Annotated in this window: 18 protein-coding genes; 2 read left to right on the top strand and 16 right to left on the bottom strand. The window is 70.9% G+C overall.

Features of this window, described 5'->3' with window-relative positions:
* Positions 1-245: 245 nt before the first annotated feature.
* Entirely contained in the window at positions 246-3,389 is a 3,144-nt protein-coding gene (ileS, locus tag ACZ6B8_RS29425) for an isoleucine--tRNA ligase (RefSeq protein WP_471609206.1), read from the top strand.
* Positions 3,390-3,528: 139 nt separating this feature from the next.
* Here the strand turns inward: ileS and ACZ6B8_RS29420 are convergent, their stop codons facing one another.
* The 16 genes from ACZ6B8_RS29420 to rsmH form a co-directional block, all read right to left on the bottom strand.
* Positions 3,529-4,635 (bottom strand): DivIVA domain-containing protein, encoded by a 1,107-nt coding sequence (locus ACZ6B8_RS29420; RefSeq protein ID WP_471075456.1) that lies wholly within the window; start codon positions 4,633-4,635, stop codon positions 3,529-3,531.
* Positions 4,636-4,681: 46 nt separating this feature from the next.
* Complete coding sequence (locus ACZ6B8_RS29415; RefSeq protein ID WP_355813542.1) at positions 4,682-4,966, bottom strand: YggT family protein; 285 nt, start codon at positions 4,964-4,966, stop codon at positions 4,682-4,684.
* Positions 4,967-5,037: 71 nt separating this feature from the next.
* Positions 5,038-5,679, bottom strand: a complete 642-nt coding sequence (locus ACZ6B8_RS29410; RefSeq protein WP_471075453.1) for a cell division protein SepF — start codon at positions 5,677-5,679, stop codon at positions 5,038-5,040.
* Positions 5,680-5,803: 124 nt separating this feature from the next.
* On the bottom strand, positions 5,804-6,523 hold the full coding sequence (locus tag ACZ6B8_RS29405) for a YggS family pyridoxal phosphate-dependent enzyme (RefSeq protein WP_471075450.1): 720 nt from the start codon (positions 6,521-6,523) through the stop codon (positions 5,804-5,806).
* Between the two features lie 6 nt (positions 6,524-6,529).
* A complete protein-coding gene (gene pgeF, locus ACZ6B8_RS29400; RefSeq protein WP_471076477.1) occupies positions 6,530-7,240 on the bottom strand; it encodes a peptidoglycan editing factor PgeF in 711 nt (236 codons plus the stop codon).
* A 17-nt stretch (positions 7,241-7,257) separates the two neighbouring features.
* The gene (gene ftsZ / locus ACZ6B8_RS29395) at positions 7,258-8,499 is read right to left on the bottom strand and encodes a cell division protein FtsZ (protein ID WP_471075447.1); all 1,242 of its coding nucleotides are present in this window, start codon (positions 8,497-8,499) and stop codon (positions 7,258-7,260) included.
* A 275-nt stretch (positions 8,500-8,774) separates the two neighbouring features.
* The gene (locus ACZ6B8_RS29390; RefSeq protein WP_471075445.1) at positions 8,775-9,575 is read right to left on the bottom strand and encodes a cell division protein FtsQ/DivIB; all 801 of its coding nucleotides are present in this window, start codon (positions 9,573-9,575) and stop codon (positions 8,775-8,777) included.
* Positions 9,576-9,589: 14 nt separating this feature from the next.
* The gene (murG, locus tag ACZ6B8_RS29385) at positions 9,590-10,684 is read right to left on the bottom strand and encodes an undecaprenyldiphospho-muramoylpentapeptide beta-N-acetylglucosaminyltransferase (RefSeq protein ID WP_471075442.1); all 1,095 of its coding nucleotides are present in this window, start codon (positions 10,682-10,684) and stop codon (positions 9,590-9,592) included.
* A 6-nt stretch (positions 10,685-10,690) separates the two neighbouring features.
* The gene (gene ftsW, locus ACZ6B8_RS29380; RefSeq protein ID WP_471075439.1) at positions 10,691-12,001 is read right to left on the bottom strand and encodes a putative lipid II flippase FtsW; all 1,311 of its coding nucleotides are present in this window, start codon (positions 11,999-12,001) and stop codon (positions 10,691-10,693) included.
* Between the two features lie 49 nt (positions 12,002-12,050).
* Entirely contained in the window at positions 12,051-13,490 is a 1,440-nt protein-coding gene (gene murD / locus ACZ6B8_RS29375) for a UDP-N-acetylmuramoyl-L-alanine--D-glutamate ligase (RefSeq protein ID WP_471609205.1), read from the bottom strand.
* On the bottom strand, positions 13,472-14,542 hold the full coding sequence (gene mraY / locus ACZ6B8_RS29370; protein ID WP_030783859.1) for a phospho-N-acetylmuramoyl-pentapeptide-transferase: 1,071 nt from the start codon (positions 14,540-14,542) through the stop codon (positions 13,472-13,474). The genes murD and mraY overlap by 19 nt, the downstream gene beginning before the upstream one ends.
* Complete coding sequence (locus ACZ6B8_RS29365) at positions 14,539-15,954, bottom strand: UDP-N-acetylmuramoyl-tripeptide--D-alanyl-D-alanine ligase (protein ID WP_471075434.1); 1,416 nt, start codon at positions 15,952-15,954, stop codon at positions 14,539-14,541. Before ACZ6B8_RS29365 ends, mraY begins: the two co-directional genes overlap by 4 nt.
* A gap of 4 nt (positions 15,955-15,958) precedes the next feature.
* Positions 15,959-17,638, bottom strand: coding sequence for a UDP-N-acetylmuramoyl-L-alanyl-D-glutamate--2,6-diaminopimelate ligase (locus ACZ6B8_RS29360; RefSeq protein ID WP_471609204.1), 1,680 nt, complete (start codon positions 17,636-17,638; stop codon positions 15,959-15,961).
* A gap of 25 nt (positions 17,639-17,663) precedes the next feature.
* The gene (locus tag ACZ6B8_RS29355; RefSeq protein ID WP_471609203.1) at positions 17,664-19,616 is read right to left on the bottom strand and encodes a peptidoglycan D,D-transpeptidase FtsI family protein; all 1,953 of its coding nucleotides are present in this window, start codon (positions 19,614-19,616) and stop codon (positions 17,664-17,666) included.
* 5 nt (positions 19,617-19,621) lie between these two features.
* Positions 19,622-20,233: a cell division protein FtsL gene (gene ftsL / locus ACZ6B8_RS29350; RefSeq protein ID WP_471075424.1), complete on the bottom strand. Its 612-nt coding sequence runs from the start codon at positions 20,231-20,233 to the stop codon at positions 19,622-19,624.
* 99 nt (positions 20,234-20,332) lie between these two features.
* Positions 20,333-21,292, bottom strand: a complete 960-nt coding sequence (rsmH, locus tag ACZ6B8_RS29345) for a 16S rRNA (cytosine(1402)-N(4))-methyltransferase RsmH (RefSeq protein WP_471075421.1) — start codon at positions 21,290-21,292, stop codon at positions 20,333-20,335.
* A gap of 414 nt (positions 21,293-21,706) precedes the next feature.
* Here rsmH and ACZ6B8_RS29340 point away from each other — a divergent pair, with 414 nt between their 5' ends.
* Entirely contained in the window at positions 21,707-22,270 is a 564-nt protein-coding gene (locus tag ACZ6B8_RS29340; RefSeq protein ID WP_471609202.1) for a beta-class carbonic anhydrase, read from the top strand.
* Positions 22,271-22,317 lie beyond the last annotated feature (47 nt).

Here is a 22,317-nt window from a genome sequence, read left to right as displayed (position 1 = left end):
CGGGGACGGTGCGAGCCCGGGGGCCAGCGCGACGTGAAGATCACCCCGGAGCCGCCGGAAGAAAGCCGCAGCCCTCGGGCCCGGCCGGTAGACCCGGTTTCGCGACCCCAATGAGGGGGCTCACCGGCACGAAACCCCGTTCCGGAGGGCCAAGGAGGGTGGTACCGCGGGAGCGCGCCGCACCAGGCGCACACAGCTCTCGTCCCTCCGACGGAAGGCAGCACATCCGTTGGAGGAGTTCGTCGATGACGCCGCCGCAGTACCGCCAGGTGCCCGCCCAGGTCGACCTGCCCGCCCTCGAGCACGCCGTGCTCGACTTCTGGCAAGAGCAGAAGATCTTCGCCAAGAGCCTCGAGCAGTCCGAGGGCCGCCCCGAGTGGGTGTTCTACGAGGGCCCGCCGACCGCCAACGGCATGCCGGGCGCCCACCACATCGAGGCCCGCGTCTTCAAGGACGTCTTCCCGCGCTTTCGCACCATGCGCGGCTATCACGTGGCCCGCAAGGCCGGCTGGGACTGCCACGGCCTGCCCGTCGAGCTCGCCGTCGAGAAGGAGCTCGGGTTCAACGGCAAGAAGGACATCGAGGCGTACGGCATCGCCGAGTTCAACGCCAAGTGCCGCGAGTCCGTGACCCGGCACACCGACGCCTTCGCCGACCTCACGACCCGCATGGGGTACTGGGTCGACCTCGACGACGCGTACCGCACGATGAACCCCGAGTACGTGGACTCCGTCTGGTGGTCCCTGAAGGAGATCTTCAACAAGGACCTCCTGGTCCAGGACCACCGCGTCGCCCCCTGGTGCCCCCGCTGCGGCACCGGCCTGAGCGACCACGAGCTGGCGCAGGGCTACGAGACGGTCGTCGACCCCTCCGTCTACGTCCGTTTCCCCCTCACCTCCGGTCCCCTCGCGGGCGAGGCCGCCCTCCTCGTCTGGACGACGACCCCGTGGACCCTGGTGTCCAACACCGCCGTCGCCGCGCACCCCGACGTGACGTACGTCGTCGCGACCGACGGCGAGGAGAAGCTCGTCGTCGCCCAGCCGCTCGTCGAGAAGGCACTCGGCGAAGGGTGGGAGACGACCGGCGAGACCTTCACCGGCGCCGAGATGGAGCGCTGGACCTACCAACGTCCCTTCGAGCTCGTGGAGTTCCCGGCTCCGGCGCACTACGTCGTCAACGCCGACTACGTCACGACCGAGGACGGCACCGGTCTGGTCCACCAGTCCCCCGCCTTCGGTGAGGACGACCTCAAGGTCTGCCGCTCGTACGGCCTCCCGGTGGTGAACCCGGTCCGCCCCGACGGCACCTTCGAGGAGGACGTGGCGCTTGTCGGCGGTGTCTTCTTCAAGAAGGCCGACGAGACCCTCACCAAGGACCTGGACGACCGCGGGCTGCTCTTCAAGCACATCGCGTACGAGCACAGCTACCCGCACTGCTGGCGCTGCCACACGGCGCTGCTCTACTACGCGCAGCCGTCCTGGTACATCCGCACCACGGCCGTCAAGGACCGTCTCCTCGCGGAGAACGAGAAGACCAACTGGTTCCCGGACTCGGTCAAGCACGGCCGCTTCGGCGACTGGCTCACCAACAACGTCGACTGGGCGCTGTCCCGCAACCGCTACTGGGGCACCCCGCTGCCCATCTGGCGCTGCGAGGAGGACCACCTCACCTGCGTCGGCTCGCGCGCGGAGCTCTCCGACCTGACCGGCACGGACCAGTCGGAGCTCGACCCGCACCGCCCGTTCATCGACGCGATCACCTTCGCGTGCCCGCAGGAGGGCTGCGGCAGCACCGCCACGCGCGTGCCGGAGGTCATCGACGCCTGGTACGACTCGGGTTCGATGCCGTTCGCGCAGTGGGGCTACCCGTACAAGAACAAGGAGCTCTTCGAGAGCCGCTACCCGGCGCAGTTCATCTCGGAGGCCATCGACCAGACGCGCGGCTGGTTCTACACGCTGATGGCGGTCGGCACCCTCGTCTTCGACAAGTCGAGCTACGAGAACGTGGTCTGCCTCGGCCACATCCTCGCCGAGGACGGCCGCAAGATGTCCAAGCACCTGGGCAACATCCTGCAGCCCATCCCGCTCATGGACCAGCACGGCGCCGACGCGGTGCGCTGGTTCATGGCGGCCGGCGGCTCCCCCTGGGCGGCCCGCCGGGTGGGCCACGGCACCATCCAGGAGGTCGTCCGCAAGACGCTCCTCACGTACTGGAACACGGTCGCCTTCCAGGCGCTGTACGCGCGCACGTCCGCGTGGGCCCCGAGCGAGGCCGACCCGGCGCCCGCCGACCGCCCGATCCTGGACCGTTGGCTGCTCAGCGAGCTGCACGCGCTGACCGACCAGGTCACCCAGGCCCTGGAGAGCTACGACACCCAGCGCGCGGGCAAGCTCCTGTCCGTCTTCGTCGACAACCTCTCCAACTGGTACGTGCGCCGCTCCCGCCGCCGCTTCTGGCAGGGCGACAAGGCGGCCCTGCGCACCCTGCACGACGTCGTCGAGACCGTCACGCGCCTGATGGCCCCGCTGACGCCGTTCATCACGGAGCGGGTCTGGCAGGACCTGGTCGTGCCCGTCACCCCGGACGCCCCGGAGTCGGTGCACCTCTCCTCCTGGCCGGAGGCGGACCTCTCCGCCATCGACCCGGAGCTCTCCCGGCAGATGCTCCTCGTCCGCCGCCTGGTGGAGCTGGGCCGCGCCACGCGCGCGGAGTCGGGCGTCAAGACCCGTCAGCCGCTCTCCCGCGCGCTGATCGCGGCCGCCGGCTTCGAGAAGCTGAGCCCGGAGCTGCGCGCCCAGATCACCGAGGAGCTGAACGTCTCCTCCCTGGCCACCCTCTCCGAGGTCGGCGGTTCCCTGGTCGACACGACCGCCAAGGCGAACTTCCGCGCCCTCGGCAAGCGCTTCGGCAAGGGCGTCCAGGCGGTCGCCAAGGCCGTCGCCGAGGCCGACGCGGCCGCGCTGTCCCTGGCCCTGCGCGAGGGCACGGCCTCGGTCCAGGTCGAGGGCGAGACCGTGACGCTGGCCCCGGACGAGGTCATCATCACGGAGACCCCGCGCGAGGGCTGGTCGGTGGCCTCCGAGTCGGGCGCCACGGTCGCCCTCGACCTGGAGATCACCGAGGAGCTGCGCCGGGCCGGTCTGGCCCGTGACGCGATCCGGCTGATCCAGGAGGCCCGCAAGAACAGCGGCCTGGACGTCGCGGACCGCATCGCCCTGCGCTGGACCTCCCCGGACCCGGTGGTCGTCACCGCCCTGTCCGACCACGCCGAGCTGATCGCGGACGAGGTCCTCGCCACGGACTTCGCCGAGGGCGAGGCCGACGACACCTTCGGGCAGCCGTTCACGGACGACTCCCTGAAGCTGACGTTCCGCCTCCGCAAGGCGTAAGCGCTCACGCAAAGGCCCGGTCCCGTTGGGGCCGGGCCTTTCGCGCACTCCACTCCGAAGCGCACAAAAGGGCCGGGCCCCCAGAAGACTGGGGGCCCGGCCCTGAACGCCGCCGACGCCTATGGCGTGGTCACGCCCGTCAGTTGTCGTCCTCGTCGATGAGGAAGCCGCGCATCGGCGACGGGGCCTGCTGCATCGGCTGCTGGCCCTGCGGCCGCACCGGCGCCATCGGCTGGGTCATCGCCGGCGACATCTGCTGCTGGCCGCCGTAGGACGGGCCACCGGCGGGCTGGTTGCCGCCACCCATCGACTGGTTGCCGCCGTAGGACGGGGCACCCGCACCGGCCGGAGCCATCGACGGCGCCGGGGACGGCGGCAGCGAGGCGGTGGCCGGAGTGCGCGGCGGAGCCAGCGAGTCGTCGGCCTGGGTCTCCAGCTGACGCAGCTGCGACTCCAGGTAGGACTTCAGACGCGTGCGGTACTCGCGCTCGAAGCCGCGCAGGTCCTCGACCTTGCGCTCCAGCGTGGCGCGGGCGGACTCCAGCGAGCCCATCGCGACGCGGTGCTTCTCCTGCGCGTCCCGCTCCAGGGCGTCGGCCTTGGCACGGGCGTCACGCTCGAGGCCCTCGGCGCGCGAGCGAGCCTCGCCGACGATCTTGTTGGCCTCGGAACGGGCCTCCGCGATCGCCTGGTCGGCGGTCTGCTGCGCCAGGGAGAGCACACGGGCGGCGCTGTCGCCACCGGGGCCCTGACCGGGCTGCGGCATCTGCGGACCGTGACCGCCCATGGGGCCGCCCATCGGGCCACCCATCGGACCCTGGCCCATGGGGCCGCCGGGGCCCTGCGGACCACCCTGCGGGCCGTGCCCACTGGGGCCTGCGGGCAGCTGCGGCGCACCGCCCGGCAGCTGCGGCGGGCCGCCCATGGGGCCACCCATCTGCTGCTGCTGCGGCGGGACCGGCTGCGGACCCGATATTGCGGCGGGCACGGGGGCGCCGGGACCGCGCTGGTCCTGCGGCCCGTCGGGGCCGGGGCCCTTGCGCATGCCGCCCTGCTGCTGGTTCTGCGCGGCGGCACGGGTGGCCGCGGCGAGCTTGGCGCGCAGGTCCTCGTTCTCACGGAGGAGGCGGGTCAGTTCGGCTTCGACCTCATCGAGGAAGGCATCGACCTCGTCCTCGTCATAGCCTTCTCGGAGGCGGACGGTCGTGAACTGCTTGTTACGCACGTCCTCGGGGGTCAACGGCATCTCTTCACCTCAACGTAGTCGTCGGCATTCGGCAAGACCGTATCGTTCACAGCCAGCTCACTACGGTGATCAGGATGTAGACGATGATCATCAGTACGAAGAAGGACAGGTCGAGCGCCACGCCCCCGAGACGCAGCGGCGGAATGAACCGCCGCAGAAGCTTGAGCGGTGGATCAGTGACAGTGTAGGTGGCCTCCAGAACGACCACCATCGCCTTGCCGGGTTGCCATGAGCGGGCGAACTGGAAGACGTAGTCCATGACCAACCGGAAGATCAGCACGATGAGGAAGCACATCAGCGCGATGTAAAGCACCTGCCCGACCACGCTCATGTCCGCGGTTCCCTCTCCCCTGTTTCCCGTGCTCGTCGTTCCGGTACTGCGTCTACGGCAACACTTGCGTCTCAGCTCTGGTTGAAGAACCCGCCCTCTGCGATGCGAGCCTTGTCCTCCGCCGTTACATCGACGTTAGCAGGCGACAACAGGAACACCTTCTGCGTCACGCGTTCAATGCTGCCATGCAGACCGAAGACCAGACCGGCGGCAAAGTCGACAAGTCGCTTCGCATCCGTGTCGTCCATCTCGGTCAGATTCATGATCACCGGAGTGCCCTCGCGGAAGTGTTCCCCGATGGTACGGGCCTCGTTGTAGGTCCGGGGGTGCAACGTGGTGATGCGGTAGGGCTCCCGCTCGGACACGACCTTGGGCATGATCACCGGTGCGTTCTTCTCCAGGCTCTGGCGTTCAGGTGTGATGGATGCCACGGGGGCGATTCGCGCCGGACGTCCGGATTCCGCGGCCAGCGAAGCGGAATGCGGCGCCGGTTCACGCTGGGCGGGCGGCTGCACCACTCGTACCGATTCGTCCCGTTGTGACTGGTGGGACTGGTGCGACTGATGCGGCGGTTCGTGCCTCCTGCGGTCGCGCTCGCGCTCGGGCTCCGGCTCGGGTTCGAACTCGTCATCGGGGTCGAACCCCGGACCGTCATACCCGTCGTCCTCCACGAGGCCGAGGTAGACCGCCATCTTGCGCATCGCGCCGGCCATGCTCTGAGTCCTCCGCTCTGTGGTGGATCGGCTGTCGTCACCAACTGCCCGCGATCCACGAGGTATCCCCGCCCAACAGCGAGAATGACCATATTTTCTGCTGTGGTCCGACTTCTTGGCGACGTTACCCGAGCCCGGGTCGGACTCCGAGTACCGCCGTACCGACGCGCACATGTGTCGCCCCGGCCGCAACGGCCTGCTCGAGGTCCGCACTCATCCCTGCCGACACCATGTTCGCAGCAGGATGAGCCGCGCGCATGAGGGTTGAGAATTCCATCAACCGCTCGAACGCCGCCTGTTGCCGCCCCGCGTACGGTCCGGTGAGCGGGGCGACGGTCATCAGACCGTCGATCCGCAACCCCGGCGCCGCCGCCACGAGGTCGGCCAACTCTTCGATTCCGCCGGGCCCCACCCCTCCCCGCTCGCCGCGTCCGTTCTCCTCGGCGTCGAGCGCGACCTGGATGAGGCACCCGATCTCGCGCTCCGCGCGCACCGCGGCGGCCGACAGAGCTGTGACGAGCTTGGGACGATCGACCGACTGCACCAGATCGGCATAACCGACCACGGAACGGACCTTGTTGGTCTGCAACTGGCCCACGAAGTGCCAGGTGAGGGGGAGATCCGCGCACTCGGCCGCCTTCGGCGCCGCGTCCTGGTCGCGGTTCTCCGCGACGTGCCGCACACCGAGTTCCGAGAGGAACCGCACATCGCTCGCGGGATAGGTCTTGGTGACCACGATGAGGGTCACCTCCTCCCGCGCGCGCCCGGCCGCCGCGCACGCCGCGGCGATGCGCTCCTCGACCTCCGCCAGATTTGCCGCGAGTTGGGACTTGCGCTCCGTCATGCCCTATCAGTCCAGCCAGACATAGCCCGCGAGACGACCGGTGGTGCGGTCGCGGCGGTACGAGAAGTGGTCACCGGATTCCAGGGTGCACACCGGCGACTGCTCCCGGTCCACCACCCCGAGCCGCTCCAGCTGGGCGTGGACCCCGGCGGTCACGTCGACCGCGGGCGTGCCCCAACTGGTTTCGGCGTACGCCGCCGGCTCGACGGCGGCTACATCGGCGCGCATCGCCTCCGGCACCTCGTAGCACCGGCCGCAGACCGCGGGTCCGGTGCGGGCGACGATGCGACCGGGGTCCGCGCCGAGCCCCACCATGGCCTCGACGGCCGCGGGCACGACGCCGGCCAGCATGCCCGGCCGGCCCGCGTGCGCCGCGGCCGCCACCTTGGCGACCGGGTCGGCGAGGAGGACGGGCGTGCAGTCGGCGGTGAGGACCGCGAGGGCGAGGCCGCCGCGGGCGGTCACCACCGCGTCGACGGCGGGGATCTCGGCGTCCGGGCCCCAGGGTCCTTCGACCACCGCGACCTCGCGGCCATGCACCTGGTGCATCCAGACGACCCGGTCCGGTGCGATGCCGAGGGACCCGGCGGCCAGCGCGCGGTTGGCGCGCACCGCCTCCGGGGCGTCGCCGACCGCGCCGCCGAGGTTGAGCTCTTCGTACGGAACGGCGCTCACCCCGCCCCACCTGTCGGTGAAGGCGAAGTGCGCGCCGCTCACGGTGCTGTGCTTGCTTATCACTTCAAGAAGTCCGGCACGTCCAGCTCTTCGGCCTGGCTGTCCTGGTAGGGACGGGCCGGCGGGACCTGCGGCGGGGTCGACGGCGCGGACGGGGCCTCGTTCGCCGGGGCCGACTCGGCCGGCTCCGGGGTCGAGGGCTCGTCGCGCGGCGTGACGCTGCCGAGGCCGCCGAAGGCCGGGCGGGACGACTCGGTGGTACGGGACGGCGTCGAGGCGGCGGACGGGGCCGGCTCCTCGCGCTTGGCCGAGCCGGACGCCGAGCCGAGGACGGTGTCCCGCTTGGACGGCGGCTGCCCGCCGTCGAAGCCCGCCGCGATGACGGTGACCCGGACCTCGTCGCCGAGGGCGTCGTCGATGACCGCACCGAAGATGATGTTGGCCTCGGGATGCGCCGCCTCGCTGACCAGCTGGGCCGCTTCATTGATCTCGAAGAGACCGAGGTCGGAGCCGCCGGAGATGGAGAGCAGCACGCCGCGGGCGCCGTCGATGGACGCCTCGAGCAGCGGCGAGGAGATCGCCATCTCGGCGGCGGCCACCGCGCGGTCGTCGCCGCGGGCCGAGCCGATGCCCATGAGCGCCGAACCGGCCTCGGACATGACCGACTTGACGTCGGCGAAGTCGAGGTTGATCAGGCCGGGGGTGGTGATGAGGTCGGTGATGCCCTGGACACCGGAGAGCAGGACCTGGTCCGCCGACTTGAAGGCGTCGAGGACGGAGACCTGGCGGTCCGAGATGGACAGGAGACGGTCGTTGGGGATGACGATGAGGGTGTCGACCTCTTCGCGCAGCTCAGCGATGCCGTCCTCGGCCTGGTTGGCGCGGCGCCGGCCCTCGAAGGTGAACGGCCGGGTGACCACACCGATGGTGAGGGCGCCGAGCGAGCGCGCGATGTTGGCGACGACAGGTGCGCCGCCGGTGCCGGTGCCACCGCCTTCGCCGGCGGTGACGAAGACCATGTCGGCCCCCTTGAGGACCTCCTCGATCTCCTCGCGGTGGTCCTCTGCGGCCTTGCGGCCGACGGCCGGGTTGGCGCCGGCGCCGAGGCCACGGGTGAGTTCCCGGCCGACGTCGAGCTTGACGTCGGCGTCGCTCATCAACAGGGCTTGCGCGTCGGTGTTGATGGCGATGAACTCGACGCCCTTGAGACCGACCTCGATCATCCGGTTGATGGCATTGACACCACCGCCGCCGACACCGATGACTTTGATGACTGCGAGGTAGTTCTGCGGTGCTGCCACGTCGAAGGCCTCTCGCCTCGAGTTACGTGTCGCCGTCTCGCATCGATGCGAAGCGGCGACTGATGCCGAATGGGACGGTCCGAACGCCGACCCGAACCCTAACGCTGAAGTTTAGGGTTACCAGTGTGTCTGTTCCTTGGACTCTTCCGAACAGGACACTAAGTCGACAAGTGGCGCACGTTCAACGAACACGCCGAACCTCCCGTTTTTCTTTTCACCCTATGTGATCAGCCGTAGCGCTGCCGAACCAGGGTGCTGGCCTGCGACGATATGCGTCAACTCCCCGACGACGCAGGGGCGGTGGGCACGCTCACATCGAAGTGGCTTGCCTTCGGGGCTGCTTTCATGAGGGCGGTGAGGGTTCTGGCTTTCGTCTGCCCCTTCTCGCCGCTGCCCCATGCCACGGTGCGCCCGCCGCTCAACTCCAGCGAGATGGCGTCGAACGAGCGGACCTTGACGGTGCGGGTGGCCCCGGCGACCGGTCGGGGCAGGTCACCCGCGACCCGCACCGCCTCGCGCAGCAGCCGGCCGGTGCCGAACCGGCGCAGGCTCGCCGCCCCGCTCTCCCGGTCCGGCGCCAATTCGAGCCGGGGCACGGCCTTCGGCGCCTGCTCGACCGTGGCGAATCGCACTCCCTTTGCGTCCACTTCGACGAACTTTCCGCCCTTTTCGATGAGCAGAACCGGCTTGCGTTCCGTCACTTTGAGTCCGATTCCGTGCGGCCAGGACCGGACGACGTCAACCGAGTCGATTCGGGGCAATTTTGAGCGCAGCCGGTCTTCGATGGCGTCGGTGTCGACCGAAATCAGTGGTGCCCCGACGGGGGCGTGCGCCGCCTCGCGCACCTCCTGGGGCGTCAGCACCTCGGTGCCCGACGTCTTCACGTGCTCCAGACGGAGCAACTGCGAGCCGTAGAGCACCCAGACGCCCCCGGCGCCGAGCAGGACGACGAGCACCAGAATGACAATCAGGGTGCGCGAACGCGGCAGCCGGGGCAGCTCGGGGCGCCGGAATCGCGGCGGGCGGGGCGGGCCGGACTTCTTCTTCTGCCGTTCGGCGGTGGTCGGTCCGGCCACGGTCCCCTGCCTTCTCACGCGTTGCGGCGTGACGCAATCGCCTCGTACACCATGCCGACGAGGAGGTCGTCGGCGTCCCTGCGGCCGAACTCCGAGGCGGCGCGGGACATCTCGTACAGGCGGTGCGGATCCGCCAGCACGGGCAGGACGTTGCCCTGGACCCACTCGGGGGTCAGTTCCGCGTCGTCGACGAGGAGTCCGCCGCCCGCCTTGACCACCGGCTGGGCGTTGAGCCGCTGTTCGCCGTTGCCGATCGGCAGCGGGACGTACGCGGCGGGCAGCCCGACGGCGGAGAGTTCGGCCACGGTCATCGCGCCCGCGCGGCAGAGCATCATGTCGGCCGCGGCGTACGCGAGGTCCATCCGGTCCACGTACGGTACCGGGATGTACGGGGGCATCCCCGGCATCTGATGCACCTGCGGCAATTCGTTCTTGGGGCCGACCGCGTGCAGGATCTGGATGCCCGCGCGCTGGAGCACCGGAGCGGCCTGCTGGACGACCTCGTTGAGCCGCCGTGCGCCCTGTGAGCCGCCGGAGACGAGCAGCGTCGGCAGGTTGGGGTCGAGGCCGAAGGCGGCGCGCGCCTCCGGGCGGACCCGGGCCCGGTCCAGCGTCGCGATGGTGTGCCGCAACGGGATGCCGATGTAGCGGGAGTTGCGCAGCTTGCTGTCGGGGGTGGCGACGGCCACCCCGTGGGCGTACCGCGAACCGATCTTGTTGGCGAGGCCGGGCCGCGCGTTGGCCTCGTGCACCACGATCGGCGTCCCGGTCCGCTTGGCCGCGAGGTAGCCCGGCAGGGCCACGTAGCCGCCGAAGCCGACGACGCAGTCCGCCTTGGTGCGCTCCAGGATCTGCTCGGCCGCCTTGATGGTGCCGCGCAGCCGTCCCGGGACGGTGATCAGCTCAGGGGTGGGCTTGCGCGGCAGGGGTACGGCCGGGATCAGCGCCAGTTCGTAGCCCCGCTCGGGTACGAGTCGGGTCTCGAGTCCACGCTCCGTGCCCAGGGCCGTGATGCCTACGGTCGGGTCCTGCCTCCGCAGGGCGTCCGCGAGGGCGAGCGCGGGCTCGATGTGGCCGGCGGTCCCCCCACCGGCGAGTACGACATGCACCGAAATTCACCGCTCTCCGGACGAACGCGCCGTGACGCGCCGTCTCATCGTGTTCCATCTCACCCGAGGTTGCCGCATGGCCAGGGCCGCCTTCGCCGCCGGGTCCGATCGCGCGAAGGCGATGAGGAGTCCGATGGCGAACATGGTCGGCAGCAGGGCCGAACCCCCGTAGGAGAACAGCGGGAGCGGGACACCGGCGATCGGCAGCAGACCGAGCACCGCACCGACGTTGATCACGGCCTGCGCCGTGATCCAGGTGGTCACGCCTCCCGCGGCATACCTCACGAAGGGGTCCTCCGTGCGTCCGGCCACGCGGATACCCGCATAGCCTAGAGCCGCGAACAGGGCGAGCACCGACAGTGTCCCCGCCAGACCGAGTTCCTCCCCTGTGATGGCGAAGATGAAGTCGGTGTGCGGTTCAGGCAGTTGACCCCATTTTTCCACACTCGCGCCGAGTCCGGAACCGAAGAATCCGCCGGAGGCGAGGGCGTAGATGCCGTGCACGGCCTGCCAGCACTGGTCGCCGGGGCCCGGATCGGTCGCGCCGATGCAGGCGAGCCTGGCCATGCGGTTGGGGCTGGTCTTGATGAGAATCACACCGAGCAGGGCCGCGATGCTGAGCACGCCGGCGAAGAGCCGGGTGGGTGCGCCCGCGAGCCAGAGCAGTCCGAAGAGGATCGCCGTGAGAATGATCGCGGTGCCCATGTCGCCGCCGAGCATGATGAGTCCGAGCAGCATGAAGGCGACCGGGACGAGCGGCACCAGCATGTGCTTCCACTGGGTCAGCAGCCGCTTGTCGTGTTTACGGGCGAGCAGGTCGGCGCCCCACAGCACGAGGGCGAGCTTGCCGAACTCGCTCGGCTGGAGCTGGAACGGGCCGCCCAGATAGATCCAGTTCTGGTTGCCGTTGACGCTGCGCCCTATCCCCGGGATCTGGACGAGGACCATCAGGAAGACGGTCACCGCGAGGATCGGGTAGGCGAGCGCGCGGTGCAGCTTGATGGGCATCCGCATGGCGACGAGCAGCAGGCCCGTGCCGAGCACCGCCGCCACGAACTGCTTGCGGAAGAAGTACGAGGCGGGCAGGTTCAGCTGCAGCGCCTGGATCATCGACGCCGAGTAGACCATCACCAGGCCGAGCACGGTGATGAGCAGACTGCTGCCGAAAATCAGGTAGTACGCGGTGAGCGGCCGGTCCCAGGCCCGCCTGAGCCGGGTGAAGAGCCGCCTGGGCCCGCTCTCGCCCGGAGGGTGGGAGGCACCTCTGGCGCGTACCGGAGCCGGTCGTTTGGCGACCCGCACGGAAGACCTGGCCACGTTCCCCTCCCAAGGGTGTGCCCGGCGCCCCGCCGGGCGGTCGGCCCGGTCAGGCGCGCGTGGCGCCGAGTTCGCGGACGGCGTCCGCGAACGCTTCACCACGCTTGTTGTAGTTGGTGAACATGTCCATCGACGCACAGGCCGGGGCCATCAGGACGGTGTCCCCCGGCCGGGCCAGCTCCGCCGCCCGCCGTACCGCCTCGGACATCGCCCCAGTGTCGGTCCGGTCGAGGTCGACGACCGGGACCTCGGGGGCGTGTCGCGCGAGGGCTTCACGGATCAGCGCGCGGTCGGCGCCGATGAGGACGACGCCGCGCAGCCGCTGGGCCGCGGCGCCGACGAGCTCGTCGAAGGTGGCTCCCTTGGCGAGGCCTCCCGCGATCCAGACGATCGGGTCGTACGCCGCCAACGAGGCCTGTGCGGCGTGGGTGTTGGTGGCCTTGGAGTCGTCGACGTAGGCGACGCCCGCGACGTCGGCGACGTGCTCGATGCGGTGGGCGTCCGGGCGGAAGGCGCGCAGCCCGTCGCGGACCGCGCCGGGCTCGACGCCGAAGGCGCGCGCGAGGCCCGCGGCGGCCAGCGCGTTGGCGATGTTGTGCGGCGCGGGCGGCTGGACGTCGGAGATCTCGGCGAGCTCCTGGGCCTGCTTCTGGCGGTCCGGCACGAAGGCACGGTCGACCAGGATGCCGTCCACGACGCCCAGTTGCGAGGGCGCGGGCGCGTTCAGCGTGAAACCGATGGCGCGGCAGCCCTCTTCGACGTCGGCCTCGCGGACCAGGTCCTCGGTGGCCTTGTCGGCGACGTTGTAGACGCAGGCGACCTGGTTGCCCTCGTAGACGCGGCCCTTGTCGGCGGCGTACGCCTCCATGGAGCCGTGCCAGTCGAGGTGGTCGGGCGCGAGGTTGAGGACGGTCGCGGAGTGGGCGCGCAGCGACGGCGCCCAGTGCAGCTGGTACGAGGAGAGCTCGACGGCGAGCACGTCGTACGCGTCGTCGCCCTCCAGGATCACATCCACGATCGGGGTGCCGATGTTGCCGACCGCGGCCGTGCGCAGACCGCCGGCGCTCAGGATCGAGGCGAGCATCCGCGTCGTCGTGGTCTTGCCGTTGGTGCCCGTGACGGCGAGCCAGGGCGCCGCGCCGGGGCCGCGCAGCCGCCAGGCGACCTCGACGTCGCCGATGACGTCCACGCCCGCTTCGGCGGCCGCCGCGAAGAGCGGCGAGGACGGCTTCCAGCCCGGCGAGGTGACCACCAGGTCGGTGCCGTCGGGCAGCGTCTCGGCGTCGCCCAGCCGTACGGTGACGCCGTCGGCCCGCAGCGCGGCGGCGCGCTCCTCGTGGGCCGCTCCCGCGCCGCCGTCGACGACGGTGACCGACGCGCCGAGGCCGGCCAGGGCGCGGGCGGCGCTGATGCCGCTCACGCCGAGGCCGGCGACGGTGACGTGCTTGCCCTGCCAGTCGGACGCAGTGGTCACTTTTCGGCTGCCCATCCCGCGTAGAAGAGACCGAGGCCGACGATCACGCACATGCCCTGGATGATCCAGAAGCGGACCACGACAAGGACCTCGGACCACCCCTTGAGTTCGAAGTGGTGCTGCAGTGGCGCCATCCGGAAGACGCGCTTACCGGTCAGCTTGAACGAGCCGACCTGGATGACGACCGACATGGTGATCATCACGAAGAGGCCGCCGAGCAGCGCGAGGAGCAGCTCGGTGCGCGAGCAGATCGCGAGGCCGGCGAGCGCGCCGCCGAGGGCCAGCGAGCCGGTGTCCCCCATGAAGATCTTGGCGGGCGAGGTGTTCCACCACAGGAAGCCGAAGCAGGCGCCCATCAGCGCGGAGGCCACGACCGCCAGGTCGAGCGGGTCCCTGACCTCGAAGCAGGCCTGCGGGTTGGTCAGCGTCGTGGCGTTGGCGCACGACTCCTGGTACTGCCAGACACCGATGAAGGTGTAGGCGCCGAAGACCATCACCGAGGCGCCGGTGGCGAGGCCGTCCAGGCCGTCGGTGAGGTTCACGCCGTTCGACATCGCGAGGATCATGAACAGCGCCCAGACCACGAACAGGACCGGGCCGATCGACCAGCCGAAGTCCGTGACGAACGACAGCTTGGTGGAGGCCGGGGTCTGGTTGCGGTTGTCCGGCCAGTTCAGCGCGAGCACGGCGAAGCCGATGCCCACGATCAGCTGGCCCGCCATCTTCGCCTTGGCGCGCAGACCGAGCGAACGCTGCTTGACGATCTTGATGTAGTCGTCGAGGAAGCCGACGAGGCCCATGCCCGCCATCAGGAAGAGCACCAGGAGGCCGGAGAGTGTGGTCTCCGTGCCGGTGATGATCTTCGTGAGGAAGTACGCGATGAGCGTGGCCAGGATGAAGGCGATACCACCCATGGTCGGCGTACCGCGCTTGCTGTGGTGCTCGCGCGGCCCGTCGTCCCGGATGAACTGGCCATAGCCCTTGCGGGCCAGGAGCTTGATCAGCAGCGGGGTGCCGACCAGGGTCAGGAAGAGCCCGATCACGCCCGCGAAGAGGATCTGCCTCATCGGCCGGAGACCTGCCCCTCAGAAGACACCGCGGCGTCGTCGAGCAGCGCCGTGGCGACCTTCTCGAGACCGACCGACCTGGACGCCTTCACCAGCACGACGTCTCCCGGGCGCAGCTCGCTGCGCAGCAGGTCGATCGCCGCCTGTGCGTCGGACACGTGCACCGACTCCTCACCCCACGAACCCTCGTTGTATGCGCCCAGTTGGAGCCAGGACGCTTCCCTGCCCCCGACTGCCACGAGCTTGCTCACGTTGAGCCGGACGGCCAGGCGTCCGACCGCGTCGTGTTCGGCGAGACCCTCGTCCCCGAGCTCGGCCATCTGACCGAGCACCGCCCACGTACGGCGCCCCTTGCCCATGGCCACGAGCGCGCGCAGGGCGGCTCGCATGGACTCGGGGTTCGCGTTGTAGGCGTCGTTGACGACCATCACGCCGTCCGGGCGCTCGGTGACCTCCATCCGCCAGCGGGACAGCGTGCCCGCCTCGGAGAGCGCGAGGGCGATCTCGTCCACGGACATGCCCAGCTCATGGGCGACGGCGGCCGCGGCAAGCGCGTTCGACACGTGGTGCTCACCGTACAGCCGCAAGGTCACGTCGCTGCACCCGGAGGGTGTGTGCAGCGTAAAAGCAGGCTGTCCGTTCTCTGTGAGCCGGACATTCTCCGCGCGTACGTCGGCGTCGTCGGCCTCTCCGAAGAGGAGCACGCGGGCCTTCGTGCGCGACGCCATCGCGCGGACGAGGGGGTCGTCGGCGTTGAGCACGGCGGCGCCGTCCGCGGGCAGCGACTCGACGAGCTCGCCCTTCGCGATCGCGATCTGCTCGCGGCCGCCGAACTCGCCGATGTGGGCGGTGCCGACGTTCAGGACGAGGCCGATCTTCGGCGGCGTCAGCTCGGTGAGGTAACGGATGTGGCCGATTCCGCGCGCTCCCATCTCCAGGACGAGGAACCGCGTCTCGTCCGTGGCGCTGAGCGCGGTCAGCGGCAGGCCGATCTCGTTGTTGAGCGAGCCCGGCGTGAAGACCGTGGGCGCCTTGCGCCGCAGCACCTGCGCGAGCAGGTCCTTGGAGCTGGTCTTGCCGACGGAGCCGGTCAGCGCGACGAGGGTGGCGCCGAGCCGCCGCACGACGTGGCGTGCGAGGGCGCCGATCGCCGCCTGGACGTCGTCGACGACGATCGCGGGCACGCCGACGGGCCGTGCGGCGAGCACGGCCACGGCGCCCGCGGCGACCACGTCGGCCGCGTAGTCGTGGCCGTCGACGCGCTCGCCGACGAAGGCGACGAAGAGGCTGCCGGGCGCCACCTCACGGGAGTCCCGGACGACGGGTCCGGTGACCTGGACGGCCGGATCCGGTATGTCGTACGTCTGCCCGCCGACGACGTCTGCGATCTCGGCGAGGGAGAGGGCGATCACAACTTCATCCCTGGGTTTGCTGGATAGCTTCGCGAAGCACCTGGCGGTCGTCGAAGGGACGCACCACCCCGGCGATGTCCTGTCCCTGCTCGTGGCCCTTGCCGGCGACGAGGACGGTGTCGCCCGGCTCCGCGCGGCGGACGGCCGCGCGGATGGCGGCGGCCCGGTCCTCGAACACGGCGACGTCGCCGCGCTCGTGGGCCGGCACGTCGGCGGCGCCGGCGAGCATCGTGGCGAGGATCGCGAGGGGGTCCTCGCCACGGGGGTTGTCGGAGGTCAGTACGGCGGTGTCGGCGAGGCGGGCCGCGGCCGCGCCCATCGGCATCCGCTTGGTCTTGTCGCGGTCGCCGCCGCAGCCGAGCACGATGTGCAGCTTGCCCTCGGTGACCTTGCGCAGCGCGCGCAGCACCGATTCGACGGCGTCCGTCTTGTGCGCGTAGTCGACGACGGCGAGGTAGGGCTGGCCGGCGTCGATGCGCTCCAGGCGGCCGGGGACGCCCGGCACCGCGGCGACGCCGTCGGCGGCCTGCTGCGGGTCGATCCCCGCGACGGCCAGCGAGACGATCGCGGCGAGCGTGTTGGCGACGTTGAACGGGCCCGCGAGCGGCGACTTGGCGGTGACCCGCTCGCCCTTCGGGCCGACCGCGACGAACGTCGAGTCGAGCGGCCCGACCTCGACGTCCTCGGCGCGCCAGTCGGCGTCCGGGTGGCCCTCGGCCGAGAAGGTGGTGACGGGGACCTCCGACTCGGTGATGAGCCGACGCCCGTACTCGTCGTCGAAGTTGACCACCCCGACGCGCGAGCGGCGCTTGCTGAAGAGCTGCGCCTTGGCCTGGAAGTAGTCCTCCATGCCGGAGTGGAACTCCATGTGCTCCGGGCTGAGGTTGTTGAAGACGGCGACGTCGAAGACGCAGCCGTCCACCCGCCCGAGCACGAGGGCATGGCTGGAGACCTCCATGGCGACCGCCTCGACGCCGCGCTCGCGCATCACCGCGAACAGCGCCTGGAGATCGGTGGCTTCGGGGGTCGTCCGCTCCGACTTGATGCGCTCGTCGCCGATGCGCATCTCGACCGTGCCGATCAGCCCGGTCGAACGGACGCCCTTGAGGCCGCCCTCGATCAGGTACGCGGTGGTCGTCTTGCCGGAGGTGCCGGTGATGCCGATCTGCAGCAGGTCCCGGCCGGGGTGGCCGTAGACCGTCGCGGCCAGTTCGCCCATGTGGGCGCGCGGGCTGTCGACGACGAGGACCGGCAGGCCGGTCGCGGCCGCGCGTTCGGCGCCGTTCGGGTCGGTGAGGATGGCCGCGGCACCGAGGTCGGCGGCCTGCGCGACGAAGTCGGCGCCGTGCATCCGGGCGCCGGGCAGCGCCGCGTAGATGTCGCCGGGGCGCACCGCGCGGGAGTCGTGCGTGATGCCGGTGATCTCCGTGCTGCCGGCGGTGGCCGGGCCGTGCGGGGTTCCCGGTTCGGCGACGCCCAGCTGCGCTGCGAGCTCCGTCAGTGCGGCCGGTGAGACCTGGACGGGCCGCGGCGGTCCCGGATATGTCACGGGAGCGCCCTTCTGGGTGGTTTGGGACTGATCAGCGTGTGGCACGGCGGTGAGCGTACCGGGCGCACCCCCCGTGGGGCGAAGTGAGGGGCGTGGCGCGCGGTGGTTCCCCGGGTCCGGGGTGATCGTTGTCACGGGCGGTTCCTGGTGGGTCTCAGGGCTAGAAGGTGACGGGAAGGCGGGCCGGGGCTCCTCCGGTGGGCGGGACTTGGAGCGTCTTGAGGGCGAACTCCATGACTTCCTTGTAAATGGGGCCGCAGATCTGGCCGCCGAAGTAGCTGCCCTTGGTGGCGTTCTGGATCGCGCAGTAGACCGTGACGCGCGGCTTGTCGGCGGGCGCGAAGCCGGCGAAGGACGAGGTGTAGCCCTTGTAGCGGCCGGTCACCGGATCGACCCGGTTGGCCGTACCGGTCTTGCCCGCGACGCGGTAGCCGGGGATGCGGGCCTTGGTGCCGGTGCCCTCTTCGTCGTCGACGACGGACTCGAGCATCTGCGACACGCTCTTGGCGGTCTTGTCGCTCACCACCCGGGTCTTCTTCGGCCGGGGCGCGGGCGTGAAGCGGCCGTCGGGGCCCTTCGTGCCCCGCACCAGGGTGGGTTCGACGCGTACGCCGCCGTTGGCGATGGTCGAGTAGACCGAGGCCGCCTGCATGGCGTTGATCGAGAAGCCCTGGCCGAACGGGATGGTGAACTGCTGCGAGGTGGACCACTTCCGGGCGGGCGCGAAGATGCCGGAGGTCTCGCCGGGGAAGCCGAGCCCGGTCTCCCTGCCGATGCCGAACTTGCGCAGATACGAGTGGAGGACCTGGTTGGCCTCCTGCTGCGTCTTGCCCAGTTCGCCGGTGGCGAGGATCGTGCCGATGTTCGAGGACTTGGCGAGCACGCCGTTGAGCGTCAGCTGCCAGGTCGGGTGGTCGATGTCGTCCTGGAAGAGGCGGTCACCGCGGTGCAGCCGGTTGGGCACCGTCACATGGGTGCCGGGGGTGGCGGCGTCCTCCTCCAGGACGGCGGCCATCGACATGACCTTCGCCGTGGAGCCGGGCTCGAAGGCGTCCTGGAGGGAGGCGTTGCCGAGCGCGGCGCCGTTGGCCTCGGAGAGGTCGTTCGGGTCGAAGCCCGGGGCGTTGGCCATCGCGAGGACCTCGCCGGTCCTGGTGTCCTGCACTATCACGTACCCGCGGTCGGCCTTGGACTTCCTGACCTGCTCGGTGATGGCGTTCTGCGCGGCCCACTGGATGTCGCGGTCGATGGTGAGCTCGACGTCCGAGCCGGGCACGGCGGGCGTCTCCGTGGAGCCCGCGGTCGGCACCTGGCGGCCGCCGGACTGGGCGTACTTGATCTTGCCGTCCTCGCCCGCGAGCTGCTTGTCGAGCTGCTGCTCCAGGCCGCCCGCGCCCTTGCCGTCGGCGTTGACCCAGCCCAGTATCCCGGCGGCCAGCTCGTCGTTGGGGTACACCCGCTTGCTGCTCGGATCGGCGAGGACGCCGGCCAGCACGTTCGGGGAGTCCGGGTCGGTGCCCGCCCGTTCGGCGAGCGCGCCGCGCAGGTCCTTGATCTGCTTCCACACCTGGGGGGTCTGGCGGCGGGCCAGCAGGACGTAACGGGTGTCCGGGGTCTTGAGCTTCTTCGTCAGCTCGTCGACGGACCTGCCGAGGATCGGGGCCAGCAGCGCGGCCGCCTGCTCGGGCGCGTCCTGGGTCTTCATCTCCTTGGGCGTGAAGAGCGTGGGGTCGGCGGTGATGTCGTACGCGTCCACGCTGGCGGCCAGTTCGACGCCGCCGCGGTCGGTGATGCGGCCGCGCTCGGCGGCCAGGGTGTGCGTGAAGTAGCGGTTCTTCTCGGCCTTGGCCGCGTAGGCGCTGGCGTCGACGGCCTGCACCTGGAGCAGTCGTACGACGAACGCCAGCATCACCAGCGTCAGACCGAGGCTGACCATGCGCAGCCGGGGCCGGGGGCTGCCGAGGCGGATGGTGCGCGCCCTGCCCTTGCCGGCGGGCCGGCGCTGCGCGGGGCGGCCGCCCGGCGTCGGGCGGCGCGGGGCGCCGGAGCGGGCGGAGGGGGCGGGCTTCGCGGGCCTGGGCACCCGGCGTCGCGGGGGTTCCCTGTCGGACACGTGCGTCACCTGCCGGAGGTCGTCGTGGGGGCGGGCGGGGGCGCGGGGGCGGAGGGCGCCTGACCTGCGGGGTCGGGCGCCGGCGCGGTGGGCTGGGCGGGCGGCTGCGTGCCGGACGCCGGGGCGGGCGGGTCCGGCACGGGGCCGGGGCCCCGCGGTGCGCCGGGGGGCGCGGCCGGGACCGAGACGGTGGCCGCCGGGGACGCCACCTCCTGTGGGCGCGGCGCGGGGTAGCCGAACGAGGAGGGCTTGGCCGTGGCGGCACCGGGCACGCCCCGGACGGTGCCGTCGGGGTCGAGGAAGACCGGGTCGCCGCCGGGGACCATGCCGAGCTCGCGGGCGCGGCGCTGCAGGGCCTCGGGGGCGGCGTAGCCGTCCACGTCGCGCTGGAGCTCCTGCTCCTCCTCGGTCAGGTCCTTGGTCTGCTTCTTCAGCTCGCTCAGGCGGAACGAGCCCTCGTTGAGCGCGGAGTTCAGGATGAGCAGCGTGATGAGGCCGCTGCCCAGGAGCAGCACGACGAGGAGGACGAAGGGGGTGCGCGCGGCCTGGTTGGGCCCCTGCGGCAGCAGCCGCGCGAGGCGGGCGGCCCTCCCCCGCAACTCGGGCTTCTTGCTCATGGAGCCTCCTCGCGGACTCTGCTCAGCGGGTTCTGCTCGGCGGGTGGTGCCCGGGGGCCGGCGGGGGCCACGGCCTGTCCGCCGGACAGGCCCTCGGCCTCACCCGACGTCCTCACGGATGCGTTCCGCGCCCCGCAGCCGCGCCGGGGCCGCCCTGCGGTTCTCGGCGATCTCCTCCTCCGTGGGGAGTTCCGCGCCGCGCGTCAGGAGCTTCAGCCGCGGCTGGTAGCGCTCGGGTACGACCGGAAGGCCGGGCGGCGCGGTCGTCGCGGCGCCGGCTGCCAGGACCTGCTTGACCAGCCGGTCCTCCAGGGACTGGTACGACAGGACGGCGATCCGGCCGCCGACGGCGAGCGCCGCCACGGCCGCGGGGACCGCCCGCTCCAGGACGCTCAGCTCGCCGTTGACCTCGATGCGCAGGGCCTGGAAGGTGCGCTTGGCGGGGTTGCCGCCGGTACGCTTGGCGGCCTGCGGCAGCGCGTCGCGGATGAGGTCGACGAGCCGCGCGCTGTTGCTGAAGGGCTCCTTCTCGCGCTCGCGTACGACGGCGCCGACGATGCGCTTGGCCTGCTTCTCCTCGCCGTACGCGCGCAGGATGCGGACCAGTTCGCCGGGCGCGTAGGTGTTGAGGACCTCGGCCGCGCTGATGCCGGTCGTCTGGTCCATGCGCATGTCCAGGGGCGCGTCCTGGGCGTACGCGAATCCCCGGTCCGCCTCGTCGAGTTGCATGGAGGAGACGCCGAGGTCGAAGAGGACGCCCTGCACGCGCCGGATGTCCAGGCGCTCCAGGACCTCGGGGAGTTCGTCGTAGACCGCGTGCACCAGGGTGGCGCGGTCGCCGTAGGGGGCGAGGCGCTCGCCGGACAGGCGCAGCGCCTCCTTGTCGCGGTCCAGGGCGACGAGGCGGGCGGAGGGGAAGGTGGCGAGGAGGGCCTCGCTGTGCCCGCCGAGTCCCAGGGTGCAGTCGACGACGACGGCGCCCGGCTCGGCGAGCGCGGGGGCCAACATGTCCAGGCACCGCTGGAGCATCACCGGGACGTGTCGGCTGTTGTCGCTCAAGGGGCCCTCTCAGGTCCGGCGCGGGTGCGCACGCACCGCCGGGTCCCCACCCGCTCCGTGAAGGGGAATGGACTGCTGGCGCCGGGGAAGTGGCGTCAGCCGACCGGGAGCGGGAGGAGGCCGAGCCGTACGTACGCGCCGCGCACGTGGGGGGATTCAGGGAACCCCCGGGATGTGCGGTCCAGCGGGGAGCAGGTCACGTCTCCCGCTTCGCGTCACTTTAGTCCACGGTGTCGCGCGGTCAATCAACCGGCCTGCGCGTCGCGGACCGGTCGTCGACGGGGGTGCGCATCCGGTGGTTTCACCCGTTCGGCCGCAGGTCAGCCGCCCCTGTGGGTTAGCTCACAACAAGAGTTTTTGGCGTTCTTTGTCCCTTCTCACAGCGGGCCCGGGTCATGAGCGGCCATTAACGTCATGACTATGTCGACTTCCGCAGCCTCCTCGGATCCCACGCCCGCCGAGCCCACCGGCGACATAGCCCTCGGCACGGTGACCGACCGCCTCGTCGAGGCGAACGAAAAGTACGCCGCGCAGTTCACCGACCCGGGGATGGGCGCCGCCCCCGTCCTCCAGGTCGCCGTCGTCGCCTGCATGGACGCCCGCATCGACCTGCACCGCGCGCTCGGCCTCGAACTGGGCGACTGTCACACCATCCGCAACGCCGGCGGCGTGGTCACCGACGACGTGATCCGCTCCCTGACCATCAGCCAGCGGGCGCTCGGTACCCGCAGCGTCGTCCTGATCCACCACACCAACTGCGGCCTGGAGTCGCTCACCGAGGACTTCCGGCACGAGCTGGAGCTGGAGATCGGCCAGCGCCCGTCCTGGGCGGTGGAGTCGTTCTCCGACGTCGAGCAGGACGTGCGGCAGTCCATGGCGCGCGTGCGGACCTCGCCGTTCCTGCTGCACACCGACGACGTCCGCGGATTCGTGTTCGACGTGACCTCGGGCCTGCTGCGGGAGATCGACCCTGCGTGACTGACATAAAGGCGTAAGACCCGACAAATCGGCGCCAGTTATCCACA

It is taken from the genome of Streptomyces sp. NPDC041122, assembly GCF_055592445.1.
This window is presented reverse-complemented; position numbering and strand designations above follow the sequence as displayed.